Origin of the sequence: Brevundimonas sp. UBA5713 (genome assembly GCF_002419815.1) — a bacterium.
Classification (GTDB): domain Bacteria; phylum Pseudomonadota; class Alphaproteobacteria; order Caulobacterales; family Caulobacteraceae; genus Brevundimonas.
In genome coordinates this window covers 68986-84087 of sequence record NZ_DIGV01000041.1, presented here as the reverse complement: position 1 = coordinate 84087, position 15102 = coordinate 68986, and the positions used below count along the sequence as shown (strand labels likewise).

Annotated in this window: 13 protein-coding genes; 4 read left to right on the top strand and 9 right to left on the bottom strand. The window is 61.7% G+C overall.

Going from position 1 to position 15102, the window contains the following annotated elements; all coding sequences use genetic code 11:
- Positions 1–47: 47 nt before the first annotated feature.
- The 4 genes from prfB to dapA form a co-directional block, all read right to left on the bottom strand.
- A protein-coding gene (prfB, locus tag B3B04_RS10050) for a peptide chain release factor 2 (protein ID WP_292042465.1) occupies positions 48–1161 on the bottom strand; the annotation gives its coding sequence in 2 pieces (ribosomal slippage) (positions 48–1091 and positions 1093–1161; 1113 coding nt in all).
- 88 nt (positions 1162–1249) lie between these two features.
- Positions 1250–3655, bottom strand: coding sequence for a penicillin-binding protein 1A (locus B3B04_RS10045; RefSeq protein WP_292042462.1), 2406 nt, complete (start codon positions 3653–3655; stop codon positions 1250–1252).
- A gap of 85 nt (positions 3656–3740) precedes the next feature.
- Positions 3741–4211, bottom strand: a complete 471-nt coding sequence (gene smpB, locus B3B04_RS10040) for an SsrA-binding protein SmpB (RefSeq protein ID WP_292042461.1) — start codon at positions 4209–4211, stop codon at positions 3741–3743.
- A complete protein-coding gene (gene dapA / locus B3B04_RS10035; RefSeq protein WP_292042458.1) occupies positions 4211–5095 on the bottom strand; it encodes a 4-hydroxy-tetrahydrodipicolinate synthase in 885 nt (294 codons plus the stop codon). Before dapA ends, smpB begins: the two co-directional genes overlap by 1 nt.
- Positions 5096–5215: 120 nt before the next feature.
- Between dapA and B3B04_RS10030 the strand changes: the two genes are divergently transcribed.
- Positions 5216–7246 (top strand): lytic transglycosylase domain-containing protein, encoded by a 2031-nt coding sequence (locus tag B3B04_RS10030; RefSeq protein ID WP_292042456.1) that lies wholly within the window; start codon positions 5216–5218, stop codon positions 7244–7246.
- On the opposite strand, the gene B3B04_RS10025 is transcribed toward B3B04_RS10030, so the two are convergent.
- The 4 genes from B3B04_RS10025 to B3B04_RS10010 all read right to left on the bottom strand — a co-directional run bounded on the left by B3B04_RS10025 (position 7243) and on the right by B3B04_RS10010 (position 10410).
- Positions 7243–8004: an ABC transporter ATP-binding protein gene (locus B3B04_RS10025; RefSeq protein ID WP_313442863.1), complete on the bottom strand. Its 762-nt coding sequence runs from the start codon at positions 8002–8004 to the stop codon at positions 7243–7245. The genes B3B04_RS10030 and B3B04_RS10025 overlap by 4 nt on opposite strands.
- Complete coding sequence (locus tag B3B04_RS10020; RefSeq protein ID WP_292042660.1) at positions 8001–8936, bottom strand: FecCD family ABC transporter permease; 936 nt, start codon at positions 8934–8936, stop codon at positions 8001–8003. The genes B3B04_RS10025 and B3B04_RS10020 overlap by 4 nt, the downstream gene beginning before the upstream one ends.
- Positions 8937–8986: 50 nt before the next feature.
- On the bottom strand, positions 8987–9703 hold the full coding sequence (locus B3B04_RS10015; RefSeq protein WP_292042658.1) for an ABC transporter substrate-binding protein: 717 nt from the start codon (positions 9701–9703) through the stop codon (positions 8987–8989).
- 77 nt (positions 9704–9780) lie between these two features.
- Positions 9781–10410: a TetR/AcrR family transcriptional regulator gene (locus B3B04_RS10010; protein WP_292042451.1), complete on the bottom strand. Its 630-nt coding sequence runs from the start codon at positions 10408–10410 to the stop codon at positions 9781–9783.
- A gap of 240 nt (positions 10411–10650) precedes the next feature.
- Between B3B04_RS10010 and B3B04_RS10005 the strand changes: the two genes are divergently transcribed.
- From B3B04_RS10005 to B3B04_RS09995, 3 genes are read left to right on the top strand one after another with little or no spacing between them, the layout of a single operon-like run.
- The gene (locus B3B04_RS10005) at positions 10651–11964 is read left to right on the top strand and encodes a glycosyltransferase (RefSeq protein WP_292042450.1); all 1314 of its coding nucleotides are present in this window, start codon (positions 10651–10653) and stop codon (positions 11962–11964) included.
- Between the two features lie 18 nt (positions 11965–11982).
- A complete protein-coding gene (locus tag B3B04_RS10000) occupies positions 11983–12882 on the top strand; it encodes a class I SAM-dependent methyltransferase (protein ID WP_292042448.1) in 900 nt (299 codons plus the stop codon).
- A complete protein-coding gene (locus B3B04_RS09995) occupies positions 12882–13694 on the top strand; it encodes a TrmH family RNA methyltransferase (protein WP_292042445.1) in 813 nt (270 codons plus the stop codon). Before B3B04_RS10000 ends, B3B04_RS09995 begins: the two co-directional genes overlap by 1 nt.
- A gap of 38 nt (positions 13695–13732) precedes the next feature.
- Here the strand turns inward: B3B04_RS09995 and B3B04_RS09990 are convergent, their stop codons facing one another.
- Positions 13733–14971: an MFS transporter gene (locus B3B04_RS09990; protein ID WP_292042444.1), complete on the bottom strand. Its 1239-nt coding sequence runs from the start codon at positions 14969–14971 to the stop codon at positions 13733–13735.
- Between the last annotated feature and the right edge of the window lie 131 nt (positions 14972–15102).

The following is a 15102-nucleotide window of genomic DNA, read 5'->3' as shown; positions in this document are numbered from 1 at the left end:
AAGGGGCGGAGAAATCCGCCCCTTTTTCTTTGACTGAACGACAGGTTTTAGCTGTCGCGCGTCTCGCCCACGCGAGCAGCCAGTGCGGCCCCCATGAAGGCATCCAGATCACCGTCTAGAACACCTTGGGTGTCCGAGGTTTCGACATTGGTGCGCAAGTCTTTGACCATCTGATAAGGCTGCAGCACATAGGATCGGATCTGGTGGCCCCAACCGATATCGGTCTTGGCATCCGCCAGCGCCTGAGCGGCGGCTTCGCGCTTTTGCAGTTCCAGTTCATACAGGCGGGCCCGCAGCATCTTCCACGCTTGTTCGCGGTTCTGGTGCTGGGAGCGGCCAGCCTGACACGCCACAACCGTATTGGTCGGAATGTGGGTCAGTCGGACAGCCGAGTCCGTCTTGTTGATGTGCTGGCCACCCGCGCCCGAGGCACGGTAGGTGTCCGTGCGCACGTCCGCCGGATTGATGTCGATCTCGATGGTGTCATCCACCACGGGCGACACGCCGATCGAGGCGAACGAGGTGTGGCGCTTGGCTGCGGCATCATACGGGCTGATGCGAACCAGACGGTGCACACCCGATTCCGACTTAAGCCAGCCATAGGCATTGGGGCCCTTCACCTGAATGGTGGCGGACTTGATGCCGGCCTGTTCGCCCGCTTCTTCGGCCTCGATCTCGACCTCATAGCCGTGCGCCTTGGCCCAACGCGTATACATGCGCAGCAACATGCCTGCCCAGTCGTTCGACTCCGTGCCACCGGCACCCGAGTTGACTTCCAGATAGGCGTCGTTGCCGTCGGCTTCACCGGACAGCAGAGCTTCAAGTTCGGCGCGAGCGGCGCGCTCCTTGATGCCGCGCAGCATGACGCGGGCTTCTTCAAGGGCGGCTTCGTCACCTTCCTCGTCAGCCATTTCAGCCAGCATCAGCCCGTCTTCCAGATCGCGTTCCATCTGTTTGACGGTGTTGACCTGATCTTCCAGCCGTGAACGTTCGCGGCTGACGGCTTGAGCCTGTTCGGGATTGTCCCACAGCGTCGGATCTTCGACGCGTGCGTTCAGCTCATCGAGCTTTCTTAGAGCGACATCCCAGTCAAAGTCGCCTCCTGAGCAGAGCAACGCTCTGCTCGATGTCGGCCTTCATGGCCTCGACATCCAGTCTCATCGCAAACTCCAATGCGATCGGTATGGAAGGGAAACGGCGCACCCGCCCAACGGATGCGCCGCTAATTTCGTGCCCCCTAACTAGAGGTTCAGTACAGCCCGCTCAAGTCCTCAGCCGGCTCCTTCTTCGGCGGAGGGGGCGTCGGTGCTACAGGCGCGCCGGTTTGTGCGGCAGCTTCCTGCTCGCGACGCAGGACGTCATAGTAGTTTTGCGGGCCTTGCGGCGCGGCCGGAGCCTCTTCGCGGACCTGACGCTCGGTACCTGGGCGGAAGGCTTCTTCAATGCCGTTCACCGTACGGAACACAGCATTGCGCGGACGCACGAAGGGACGGGCCGGACGCTTTTTCAACGCGCTTTCCATAAACTCGCCAAAGATCGGCACAGCCGCCGTGGTGCCGGTTTCACCATGCCCCAGCGGGCGGTTGTCATCGAAGCCGATGAACACGCCAACGACGATGTCAGTGGTGAAGCCCACGAACCAGGCCGAACGATATTCGTTGGTTGTACCGGTCTTGCCGCCGACCCAGCGACCCAGTCCGCGCACACGTGCTGCTGTACCGCGCTGGACCACGCCTTCCAGCATGGAGCTGACCTGATATGCAGTGATCGGGTCCAGAACCTGCTCGCCACGATCTTGAAGACGCGGCGATTCCTGACCGCTGAACGGACGGCTGCACTCGCGGCAACCGCGTTGATCGGCGCGGTGAATGGTCTGGCCGTAACGGTCTTGCACCACTTCGATCAGGTACGGATCAATACGCCGACCGCCATTCACGAAGGCCGCATAGGCCGAGGTGATCTGATAGGGCGTGGTTTCCCCTGCCCCCAGCGACATGGCCAGATTGGGCTGCATATCATCCACCACGCCCAGTTTCTTGGACAGGTCCACGACATTCTTCATGCCCACAGCCTGTGCCAGACGCACGGTCATGACGTTGCGCGACAGCTCCAGACCGCGACGCAGGGTCTGCGGACCATAATAGCGACCGCTGTAGTTCGACGGAGTCCACGGACGCCCACCCGGGCCACCCGGGAAGCTGATGGGGGCATCCAAAACAATCGACGCGGGCGTGAAATCGCCCTCCAGCGCCGCCGCGTAGACGAAGGGCTTGAAGGTCGAGCCCGGCTGGCGGCTGGCTTGGGTCGCGCGGTTGAAGCTGGACAGACCATAGGAATAGCCCCCCACCATGGCCAGCACGCGGCCCGATTGCGGGTCAATGGCGACCAGTGCGCCGTTCACGGCCGGAACCTGACGCAGGCCGTACTGGCCGCCTTGTGGCTCTACGAAGATCAGATCGCCACGTTTCAAGGGCTGACGGCTGTTGTTGGCCCAGCTGACGTCGGAGCCGACAAGAGTTCCGGTCTTGTCTTCGCGCGCCAGACGGATGCGGACAGTACCACCCGACACGCTTTCGACAGCCGCAGGCACCCAGGTACGACGCTCCGGCGGTGACTGCTTCTTCAGCGCAGCCTCCTGCCAGCCATCGGCAAAATCGGTTTCGCCCCACGCTCCGCGCCAGCCGTGGCGACGGTCATAGCTTTCCAGACCGCGCATCAGGGCCACGCGGGCCGCCGACTGCAGCTCGGGGTCTAGGGTCGTGCGCAAGTAATAGCCGCCGCGGTTCACCTCCTCGACGCCGAACATGGCAATGGCGCGACGGCGGGCTTCTTCAACGAAGAAGTCAGCGTCGGCATATTCAGCGCGGCGCGGCGCAGCACGCGTGTTCAGCGGACGGGCCAGCGCCTGCTGGTACTGGGCGTCGGTGATAAAGCCTGCCGATTCCATCTGACCCAGCACCCAGTTACGGCGGTTCAGAGCCGCCTCGGGATTACGGCGCGGGTGATAGTTGGAGGGGGCTTTAGGCAGGGCCGCAAGGAAGGCCGCCTCATCGACCGTCAGCTGCTCCAGCGACTTGCCGAAATAATTGAAGGCGGCCGATGCCACGCCATAGGAGCGATACCCGAGGTAGATTTCGTTCAGATACAGCTCAAGCAGCTCTTCTTTCGTCATGATCGACTCAAGACGCGCCGCCAGAATGGCTTCTTTCAGCTTACGGTTCAGGCTGGATTCATGGGTCAGAAGAACGTTCTTGGCGACCTGCTGGGTGATGGTCGAGCCGCCTTCAAGACGTCGGCCGGACAGAACGTTGAACACGTTCTTGAACATGGCGCGGCCCACGCCCGACACATCGATGCCGCCGTGGTTGAAAAAGCTGCGATCTTCGGCAGCAAGGAAAGCCTCGATCAGCTGATCCGGCACCTGCTCATAGGTGACATAGATGCGGCGTTGATCCGAGAACTCGCCGATCAGGGTGCCGTCACCGGCATAAACCCGCGTCGCTGTCGCAGGACGATAGTCCGCCAACTCTGACGTGTCCGGCAGATCGTACAGCACATAGGCCGCATAGACAGCAATCAGCACGCCCGCGGCGGCTACACCCGCCAACAGCGTCATTGCCGCCCAGACGAACCAGCGTTCGGCTATCTTCACCATGCACTCCGAAATCGGCCCATCACGGAATGAGCATTATCGTGCGCCGCCCGCCACGCAAACCCCGACAGACGCCCACAAATCGAATTCAGCCTTTGTCGCGCAGCAGGCGGGCCTTGTCCCGCTGCCAATCGCGTTCAGCCGAAGTTTCACGTTTATCGTGTAATTTCTTGCCCTTAGCCAAGGCAATCTCAAGTTTCGCCTTACCGGCCTCATTGATGTAGAGGCGGATCGGCACTATCGTGCGTCCATCGCGCTGAACTGCGGCCATCAACTTGTCGATCTGGCGACGATGCAGCAGCAGTTTCCGATGGCGACGCGGTTCATGGTTGAACCGGTTCGCCATCTTATAGGGCGGGATATCGGCGTTGATCAGCACCATCTCATTGCCTTCCGGCGAGACATAGCTTTCCGCGATATTGGCCCGCCCGTCGCGCAGGGCCTTGATTTCCGTACCCAGCAACTGAATGCCTGCCTCGATATTGTCTTCGAGGAAATAGTCGAAGCGGGCGCGCCGGTTCTCCGCGACAGTCTTTTGCTTGGGGGCGTCGTTAGACATTAGCTAATCCCTGCAGCCACCATGGCGGCGTCAATGTGGGGGCGCACGTCCGCGCGGGTTTGCGCCAGCGGCAACCGCACCTCTTCGGTGCAATATCCCAGAGTGGACAGCGCATATTTGGTGGGCGACGGCGAGTTGTCGAGGAACAGCCCCTTATGCAGGGCAATCAGGCGGTCCTGCCACGAGCGGGCCGTGGCCAGATCACCGGCCTGAATAGCGTCATGCAGGGCGACCATGCCCTCAGGTGCCACGTTAGAGGTGACCGAGATCACTCCTGCCCCGCCATGGGCCGCATAGCCCAGATAGGACGGGTCATCGCCCGAGATCAGGTCGAACTGGCCTTCGATGTTCGCACGCATCCAGCTGATGCGCGACAAATCGCCCGTGGCATCCTTGATGCCGACAATGTTCGGGTGCGCCGACAGGGCCTTCACCGTTTCGTTTGCGAGGTCCACACCCGTGCGGCCCGGCACATTGTACAGCAGCATAGGCAGCTCAACCACATCGGCTACGGCTTCGAAATGGGCGCGCAGTCCCTCTTGCGACGGACGGTTATAATAAGGCGTCACGACCAGCGTGCCGTCAGCCCCCACGCTCTTGGCAAAGCGCGACAGCTCGATCGCCTTATCCGTGGCCGAAGCACCGGCACCGGCAATCACGTGGACACGTCCGGCTGCGATCTCGACACACATCTCGACGACACGTTTGTGTTCATCCGGATGCAACGTTGCACTCTCTCCGGTCGTTCCCATTGGCACAACCCCATGCACGCCCGCAGCGATTTGACGTTCCAACAGTTTTTTAAACGCCGCTTCGTCCACGTTTCCGTCACGAAGTGGTGTGATCAAGGCGGTGATCACGCCCTTGAACAAATGGGCGATCATGGGAGAACTAACCTGTTGTGGAGAGCGGGCGGATAAGCCAGCCGTTATCATAATGGGGGCAGAGGGTATTTCGCTCGGGGTCCCGCCGCAACATGTAGATGCATGAGGACGAAACGACTGATGATTGGTACGACCCTAGCCGCCGCTCTCGCGGTGATGGCCCCACCCGTTCAGGACGTCGTTAACAGCGTTCCTACCGCCTACTCCGCCGCCCCCGGTTTCGTTATCAGCCCTGCCGATGCGACCTTGGTACAGCAAGGTTTGGCCGCTGCGCGCGCCCGTGATGTAGTGCGCACTCAATCCATCATGCAGGCCATCAGCGACCCCGCCGGGCGGAAGATTGTTGAATGGGCGTTGGTCGACACCTCCGACCGTCAGCTTTCCTATGCCGAACTACTCCGTGCAGAGACCGATCTGGCCGGATGGCCTCGTGCTGATTCGCGCCGGGCGGCTGCCGAGCGCGCGCTCGACGCGTCGGGTTATGGTGGCGAACAAGCTGTTGCCTTCTTCTCCCAACAGACGCCGACCACGGTGCAAGGGGCCATCGCTCTGGCGTCTGGCCTCGAACAATCCGGCCGCACGGCAGAGGCACAGGCTCTCGTTCGCGATTGGTGGCGCAACCAGTCGTTTGACCTGAACGAACAAAACCGCATTCAAAGCCGTTGGGGTGCCTGGCTGACGACAGACGACCACGACGCCCGCCTGACGACCTTGCTCAGCGGCCCGCATGGGCCGGCCACCCGCGCCATGGTCGCCTACGCATCGCCGGCCAAACAGCAGGCCGCCAATGCGGCGATGATGCTGCGTACGGCCTACGCGCCTGACGGCGTGGTCGCCAGCCTACCGCCACAGGTCGCGGGAGATTCCAATGTGGTGCTGGAGCGGGTCAGACTATTGCGCGCCTCAGACCGCCAGTCCGAAGCCTTCCCGCTACTGCGCTATCTGCCGCCCGCCCCCAGCCATTCCGAGGGTCAGAACACATTGTGGAGCGAGCGCCGCAATCTGTTCCTCGATGCCCTGCGGATGAACAACTCACAGGCCGCCTATGACGCCTTTGCCGGTCATGGCTTCCCGTCAGGCGAACGCAAGGTGGATGCCGAGTTCTTTGCGGGCTGGGCTGCCTTGGTAAAGCTGAATGATCCGCGCCGCGCAGCAGGCCATTTCGAGGCCCTGCGTGAAAGCTCGCAAACGCCGATCACCCAAGGCCGCGCCCTGTACTGGCTGGGTCGCGCCTCCGAGGCTATGGGTCAACGCGACGAAGCGATGCGATGGTATCAGGCCGGTGCCCAGCATTGGCAGACCTTCTATGGTCAACTCGCCGCCGAAAAGGCGGGTGTCACCACCCTGACCCTACCGGGCGATCCTGACCCCTCACCGGAAGATCGCAACCGTTTCAACTCAATCGAGCTGGTACGCGCTACGCAAATTCTCGGCTCCTTGGGCGAAAAGAGCCTGCTGCGTGTGTTCGCCTATCATATCGACGACACGCTTCCCGCTGCCGCTGATCTGGCACAACTTTTCGACCTGATGCAGGGCTATGGCGACCAGTTCGGAGCCATGATGGTCGGCCGCGCCGCGAGCGGTCGGGGGATCGTCATGCCAGAGCGCATGTATCCGGTCCGCCTGCCGCAACAGGTACCTGGCATGGCCCCTGCCGACTTCACCTTGGCCATCACCCGTCAGGAATCCAGCTTCGACCCTTCGGTGCGCTCCTCGGCCGATGCGCGCGGTATGATGCAACTGTTGCCCGCCACGGCGCGCGGCGTGGCGCGTCGTATGGGCCGTCCGTTCAACGACAATGACCTGTGGGATGCCGAAGCCAATATGACGTTGGGCAGCTATCACCTCGGCGAACTGCTGAACAATTTCGGTCAGTCGCCGCTGCTGGCCGCTGTCGGTTATAACGCTGGACCAGCCCGTCCGCCGCAATGGACAGCCCGCTGCGGGGACCCTCGTCAGGCTCAGGTTGATCCCATCGACTTCATCGAGTGTACGCAATTCACCGAGACCCGAAACTATATGATGCGGGTCATGGAAAACATGCAGGTCTATCGTGCGCGCCTGAATGGTGGCACGGCACCGTTGACGCCGTCCGCCGATCTGGCGCGGGGCACGCCGCCCTATTCGGGCCCGCGTCCCTATACGCCTTAAGCAGAAACCAGACGACGGGTCGCCAAAAGCGGCCCGTTTTCGTTTGCGATCCACTGTCCGTCGATGTGGAAATAGCGGCGCAACACCTCGGGGCTCAGTGCTTCTAGTGGTGCGGCATCCGCCACAACGCGCCCCTCCGCCACTACAACAACACGGTCGGCATAGGCCGCCGCCAGATTGAGATCGTGCAGCGTCAAGACCACGGCCTTGCCGGACTTGGCGCGCGCCTTGAGCACATCCAGCACCAACAGCGCCGCATCGGGGTCAAGACCCGCCACCGGCTCGTCAGCCAGCAACAGTGGCGCATCACTGACCAAGGCTCTGGCCAACAGGACACGCGCGCGCTCGCCACCAGACATCTCAGCCACGCCGCGATCCGCCAGATGCCCGATGCCCAGCGCGTCCAGGGCTGCACGTGCCTTGGACAATGCCTGCACCCCCGAAAGGAACGGCTCGCCGAGAGCAGCGACTTCCGCCGCAGGCATATTCCAAGCGATCGACCGCTCCTGGGCCAAATAGGCCAGTGCCTCACCCGTTTCTCGCGCCGACATCGACAGTGCCGAGTGGCCACCAAGCTGCACTTGACCGGAGTGGACTTTCAGCAGTCCGGCGACGGCCTTCAGCAAGGATGACTTGCCCGCCCCGTTCGGCCCGCAAACCGCCACTACTTCGCGAGCGGACACGCTCAGCGAGGCGCCATCCAGCACCAGCCGCCCGTCAACGCGCGCGCTCAAGCCCTCTGCAATCAACAGGCTCACAGTCGCCACTCCCGCGCCGCGCGCCATGCTATGACGGCAAAAATCGGAGCCCCGATCAGGGCCGTCAGCACGCCCAGCTTCAACTCTTGGTCTGTCGGAATCAGGCGGGTCGCCAGATCAGCCACCACCAGCATCAACCCACCTGCCAGTGCAGAAGGCCACAACAGCTTCGCCGGATCACCCCGCACCGCACTGCGCACCAGATGCGGTGCCGCCAGACCGACAAAGCCGATTACGCCTGCTACAGCCACCGCCGCGCCCGCCGCCACCGAGGCGGCCAGCAGCGCCAGCACCCGCAGTTTCACCATCGACAGGCCGGACACCCGCGCCGTCTCTTCGCCCAGCGTCAACATCTTGAGGCCCCGCGAGGCCATCGCAGCCAGAACACCGGCGACCACCAGCGCGCCGCCCACCCACGTCACGTCCCACCAACTGCGGTTTTCTACCGAACCCAATAGCCAGCTCATGACTTCTGCGGTTGCAATGGGCGAAGGCGACAGGTTGAAGATCAAGGCCGTAGCCGCGCCTGAAAAACTGGACAGCGCCACCCCAAACAGGATCAGCGCCTCGGGCGCGCGAACCTTGGCCCCGACAACCGTCAGCAACACCCCTGCCACTGCAGCACCGATCAAGGCCGCCGCCTCAACCGCGCCCGGCACCGCCGCCAGCCCCAACACAATGGCCAAGGCCGCTGCGCAGGCTGCGGTACCCGACACGCCGACCACGCCGGGCTCTGCCAGCGGATTGCGCAACAGACCCTGCATGACGGCACCGGCCAGCCCCAAGGCCGCGCCCACCATAAAGGCGCACACCACGCGCGGCGTGCGAACAGCCCAGATCACCTCGGCTTCGCCAGAGTGTGGATCACTGATGGCCTTGGCATAGGCAGCCTGATCAAAACGGACTTCGCCCAGCGCAATGCCCGCGACCATCGCCAACAGCGACAGCACGGCCAAAGTACCGGCCAAAACTAAAACACGCTTCACTGACTACCCTCGGCCAAGGTGACCACCGCATCGGCAGCAAACCACGCCGGACACGTCAGGGTCGAGGCCGGAAGATCGGCCACCACATCTTCTTTGTGGAGCCTGTTCAAGGCGGGATGCCGCCCCGTGCCCCGCCAATCGGCAAACACCTGCTCGAAAAAGCCGCGCACAATGGCAAACGGCGGCTGCAACAGAGCCCGCTCCAAGCCGAAGGGCTGATAGCCCGGCTGGCTCATGGCATTACGAAAGCCCGCCGCACGTAAAATACTGTCGATCAGGGTGTCAGGTCCCGCGCTAAAGCCACTGGCAGTCAGATAGGCCGCCTTGCGCCCCTGCCCCGAGCCCGCCGATGAGGACAGCTTGGCGTCCATGGTCCTGATCATCTCGGCACCACGCCCTTCGGCGTTCAGGGCCTGTGACACTTGGCGGATATTTTCGCGGATACCGTCAAACTCCCGGGAATCCTCAATGGTCACAACCGTGATCCCGTCGCGCTCCAAGCGGCGCAACAGGCGCGCGTCCCCCCCCCAATACCGGACGACCACATCGGGTCTCTCGGCTACTGCGGTCTCCAACGAAGGTCGCACCATGCGGTGCCCCTTGGCGGCGTTTCTCAAAAACGAGTCCGCGTCATCGGCACGGTGCGACAATAGCAGTTGTGCGTCGGGAGCCAGAGCCAGAACATACTGGTCAGCGCACTGATCCAGAGCCATCACCTTGAGAGGACGCGCCTGTGCCGTGCCAGCTAACGATAACGCTAATCCAAGGGCCAGCAGGCCCGCGCCCGATCTCACGGTTGGCCAAAGCCCTTTAGCATGCTGGCGATTTGGGCATCGATGAGCTGGTCGCGTTCGGCCCAACCAAAATGCGGTTTTGTAATCATCAGCGACACCAACCCGTGCACGCCTGCCCACATGGTCTGTGTCAGCACGGCCCGATCGCCATACAGACGACCCGCCTCGATGGCACGTCCGACAGACGTTTCAAACGCCTGATAAAGTTCGGCTGCCGTCTGCTGCGCCACGGTCTGGCTGCCATCCGGTGCCAATAATGTCGGCGTCATGAACGCCAGTCGATAAGCATTCGGATGATCAAAGCCAAACGCCATATAGCCGCGCGCCAGCTCGGCCACGCACGCTAACGGATCCGTACAGGCCGACATGGTTTCCAGTTGGCGCTGCAAGAGGCCATCAAACGCAGTGCGACAAATCTCATTGAGAATCTCGGCCTTGTCCGCGAAATGCATATAAAGGGCCGTCGATGACAGACCGACCTCTTCCGCAATTTTCCGGATGGTCGCACCTTCATAGCCCTTTTCGACGAAGATCCGCTCTGCCGCCGCCAGAATCTCTCCGCGACGTTCGTGTCCCTCACCTTTGGGCTTGCGCGTAGAACGCCCGATTTGCGCGATAGCGGTCAAAAGCGACTCCCACTGCGATTTCGCAAGCCAATCTACTGCTTAAATCCTCACACTCCAAACTTGCACAGATAACAAAGTTATATTTATAAGCCCGTAAGTGACTTTCTGGGGGGAGCAAAGTCAGTTTTGCGCGGATTGGATCGTCCGCCGCATGGGGTTGGGTATAGTTGTGCAGCGGCCAATGGAGGTTGGATCGCGGCCAAGGTGCTGACCGTCTGTGGTGTAGTTATAATAGTCGGCGTGCTGGGGACGATATTCCTCCCCGTGCGCGACATCGCCTTGCGCATTTTTCAGGCGAGCCTCGTCGCATTTGCTGTGTGGCGACTGGTCGTAATCTGGCACGCCTACCGGCCTGTGCCACTGCCCCGCCCGCTCGATGTTTGGCCGCGTTATACGGTCATGGTCGCCCTTTATGACGAAGCCCGCATCCTGCCGCAGTTGGTCGAGAGACTGGACCGTCTAGACTATCCTCGTGACAGGCTAGAGGGCTTCCTGCTGCTGGAAGCAGACGACGCCGAAACGCTCGCTGTCGCCAGACGCCTGCATTTGCCGCCATGGTTGTCCGTAGTGGTGGTGCCGCCGGGCAAGCCCAAGACCAAGCCGCGTGCGTTAAACTACGGGCTGTCTATGGCCACAGGCGATCTGCTGACCATCTATGATGCCGAAGATGCCCCCGATCCGATGCAGCTGAAAGAGGCTGCCGCACGCTTTGCCTCGGGCCCGCGCGATCTGGCTTGTTTACAGGCCCCCTTGCGCATCCGGCGCCTGTTTCGTCCCGCTGTGCGCACAGACATTCTGGATCGTCAGTTTGCTGCCGAGTACGCAGGCCTGTTTGAAATCGTCCTGCCGGGTATGGCGAGGCTGAACCTGCCCTTTCCATTGGGCGGAACCAGCAACCACTTCCGTGTTGACGTCCTGCGTCAGGTCGGCGGTTGGGACGCCTTCAACGTCACCGAAGATGCCGATCTGGGCTTTCGCCTGTGGCGACAAGGTTGGCGGCTGGATGTCATCCTGTCTCCCACGTTCGAGACACCGCCCGGCCCATTGAAGCTTTGGCTACCCCAGAGAACGCGCTGGCTTAAGGGCTATATGCAGACCCTAGCTGTGCACGCCTTTTCGAAAGGTCTGGGTTGGCGGGGCCATTTGGGGTTGGCCAGTACCATGCTGGCGGGACTGATGGCCGCGGGCATTCATGGCTATGCGTTGGCGGGTATGGCGGCTGTGCTGGTGCTGGGCCTGGCAGCCCAGCAGGTGCCAGATTTTGATGGCGGAGCGCTCACGGTTTTTGTGCTTGGCTTCATGGCGTCATGGCTGACCTGCATTCTAGGCACACGACGGATCGGCACGCCCTACGGCCTTGGCGATATTGCGGTCGCGCCACTTTACTGGACACTGCTAACGCTGGCCTTTGTGCACGCCCTCATACGTCTGGTGGTGCAGCCCCACGCCTGGGACAAGACCCCGCACCTGCCCGATCTTCCGGTCACCGATCAGCACTCACCTGTGATCACACCACGCTATTCGTCTGCCAGCGCTGGACGAAAGGCTGCCTGACGGCTTATCAGCCCAATCATGGCTCCGGTTCTCTCCCCTACACCCGAAACCCTCGTCACCCGAGGCTGGTCGGATTACGCGCTTATCGATAGCGGCAACGGTCGCAAGCTCGAACGCTATGGCCGTTACACGGTCGTGCGCCCCGAGCCGCAGTGTTTCTGGTCGGCCAAGGACGAAAAGAAGTTCGAACAGGCCAATGCCATGTTCGACCCCCAGCAGGAGGAAGAGGATTCCGGCCGCTGGCGTTTCGACGCGCATGGGCCGATCGACGCCTTCCCGCTGCAATGGAAAAACGTGCGGTTCATGGGTCGTTTCACGCCCTTCCGCCACCTCGCCTTCTTCCCTGAACAAGCGGCAAACTGGGAATGGCTGGATGCCCGCATCCGCACGCTGAAAGAGCCGAAGATTCTGAACCTCTTCGGATATACCGGCGTGGCGACGCTCGCCTGCTCGGCGGCGGGTGCGCATGTGACCCACGTCGATGCGTCGAAAAAATCGGTCAACTATGCCCGCGAGAACGCCGAGCTGTCGGGCCTGTCAGACCGCCCGATCCGCTGGCTGGTCGAGGACGCGCGCAAATTTGTGGCCCGCGAAGTTCGTCGGGGCAACAAGTACGATGGCATCATCCTTGATCCTCCGAAGTACGGGCGCGGTGCCAATGGCGAGGTCTGGCGTCTGTTCGAAGATATGCCGGAACTGCTTAAGGATTGCGCCGCCCTGTTGTCGGACGACGCCTCCTTCTTGCTGCTGAACGCCTATGCCGCGCGTATCTCGGGGCTATCGCTGGCGCATATGATGGCCGAGGCCACGCACGACCGTGGCGGCCGTATCGACTGGGGTGAACTGGCCCTGTCGGAAGACGGCAAAGATGCCCGCTCTATCGGCCTCAGCTTCTTCGCCCGCTGGAGCAATGTGTGATGAGCGAGCATCTGATTACCTCCCTGACCAATGACACGGTCAAGGCCGTCCGCGCCTTGCATATGCGCAAGGAACGCGAGGCGACGGGCCGCTTTCTTGCCGAGGGTCTGAAATTCATTGGTGAGGCGCTGGATCAAGGCCGCGCCCCTAAGATGCTGTTGGTCGGTCAGGATGCCCGTCCGCACGCCATCCTCGACCGCGCCAAGGAAGATACGCGCAAGGCTGGCGGCCAGATCATCACCGTCACCCACGCCATCCTTGAAAAGATCAGCCGCCGCGACAATCCGCAGACCGTGCTGGGCGTGTTCGAACAGGTGTTCACTCCGCTGAACGACATAAAGCCTGAAACCAAGCCCGTCTGGGTGGCGCTGGAACAGGTGCGTGATCCAGGCAATCTCGGCACCATTATCCGCACTGCAGACTCTGCCGGCGCCGGTGGCGTGATCCTGATCGGCGACTGCGTGGACCCCTATTCGGTGGAAGCTGTGCGCGCGACCATGGGCTCGGTGTTTGCTGTCTCCATCACCAAGACCAGCCGCGAAGACTTTGTCGCCTGGCGCAAGAACTGGCCGGGCAGCGTCATCGGCACGCGTCTTGATGCCACCCACGGCTATCGCGACAGCCCCGTCCAGCATCCGGCCATTATCCTGATGGGGAATGAGCAGGCAGGCCTAACCGACGAATTGGCCGCCACCTGCGATGTTAACGTCAAGATCCCGATGCGCGGTCGTGCCGACAGCCTGAACCTCGCCGTGGCGACGGGGATCATGGTCTATTCGATTACCGACGCGGCCTACGGCTCGGGCCTCTAAGACCCCCGACACCGCATTGGAAATGAAAAGGGGGAGGCTTACGCCTCCCCCTCTGTTTTTATCCGCCTCATACCCAGCAGGGCCACAATGGTCAGCAAGGCGACTACGGCCAGATAGATGCCGACCGCCATCAGGCCATACCGCTGCGCCAGCCACGTCGCGATAAACGGTGCCAATGAAGCCCCGAGAATACTGGCCAGATTAAAGGTCATGGATGCGCCGGTATAACGCACTGCCGTCGGGAAAGGCCGAGCCAGCGCGGCACCGATCGGACCATAGGTGCAGCCCATCAAGGCAAAGCCGATGATGAAAAAGGCCGTAATTCCTACCAGACCGCCATTGAACAAAACCGGTAAGATCATCCCGAACACGGCAATTCCGAGACTGGTCACCAGCAAGGTATTCGCCTGTCCCCACTTGTCAGCCGCCAATGCCGCAACGGGGATCAGCAGGCCAAAGAAGCACACACCCAGAAGCTGGATCGGCAGGAACTGCTCGCGGCTATAGCCCATGGAGGTGGTGCCCCACCCCAGCGCAAACACCGTCATCAGATAGAACAGAACAAAAGTCGCCAGACCGGCCAGCGTCCCCGTCAGCAAGGCATACTTATGGTCGGCGATCAGGGTAAGGATGGGGGCCTTCACCCGCTCCTGCTTGTCGATGACCTTTTGGAAATCCGGCGTCTCGTGGATTTTCAGGCGCATCCAAAGGCCGATAATGACCAGGACCGCGCTGGCGATAAAGGGCACACGCCACCCCCATACCATGAAGGCTTCCTCGCTCAGGAAGTGGCCCAGGGCAATGAAGCTGGCGGTCGACAATATAAAGCCAATCGGTGCCCCCAGTTGCGGGAACATGCCGTACCACGCCTTTTTACCCGGAGGGGCGTTTTCGGTGGCCAGCAGCACAGCACCGCCCCACTCTCCCCCCAGGCCCAGCCCCTGACCAAACCGGCATAGCGCCAGCAGCAACGGCCCCAGCACACCAACTTGAGCATAAGTCGGCAGCAAGCCGATCAGCACAGTCGAGCCGCCCATGGTCATCAGCGCGGCGACCAATGTGGCCTTACGCCCCACCTTGTCGCCAAAATGGCCGAACACAACGGCACCGACCGGACGCGCGAAAAAGGCGATCGAAAAGGTCGCGAACGAGGCCAGCATGGCCGTCATAGGGTCGCTACCAGGGAAGAAGAGCGCCGGAAACACGAGGACCGCAGCCGTCGCATAGATATAGAAATCGTAGAACTCGATTGTCGTGCCGATCAGGCTGGCGAACAAAACGCGCGCCTTAGAGTTCTTTGCGGGTAAAATCTGGCCTTCAGACACGATAGCCCCCTTGTTCAGGGCATTTTCATTTCAGAAATTGCCCTGATCCGTCAAGGATTTACAGCCGCAAAGCTTGGCGCGGT

Bases quoted from the DNA above. Each gene is read 5' to 3' on its own strand.
- B3B04_RS10045 (WP_292042462.1), bottom strand. From the start codon at position 3,655: ATGGTGAAGATAGCCGAACGCTGGTTCGTCTGGGCGGCAATGACGCTG.
- smpB (WP_292042461.1), bottom strand. From the start codon at position 4,211: ATGTCTAACGACGCCCCCAAGCAAAAGACTGTCGCGGAGAACCGGCGC.
- dapA (WP_292042458.1), bottom strand. From the start codon at position 5,095: ATGATCGCCCATTTGTTCAAGGGCGTGATCACCGCCTTGATCACACCA.
- B3B04_RS10030 (WP_292042456.1), top strand. From the start codon at position 5,216: ATGATTGGTACGACCCTAGCCGCCGCTCTCGCGGTGATGGCCCCACCC.
- B3B04_RS10020 (WP_292042660.1), bottom strand. From the start codon at position 8,936: ATGGTCGCGGGCATTGCGCTGGGCGAAGTCCGTTTTGATCAGGCTGCC.
- B3B04_RS10015 (WP_292042658.1), bottom strand. From the start codon at position 9,703: ATGGCTCTGGATCAGTGCGCTGACCAGTATGTTCTGGCTCTGGCTCCC.
- B3B04_RS10000 (WP_292042448.1), top strand. From the start codon at position 11,983: ATGGCTCCGGTTCTCTCCCCTACACCCGAAACCCTCGTCACCCGAGGC.
- B3B04_RS09995 (WP_292042445.1), top strand. From the start codon at position 12,882: ATGAGCGAGCATCTGATTACCTCCCTGACCAATGACACGGTCAAGGCC.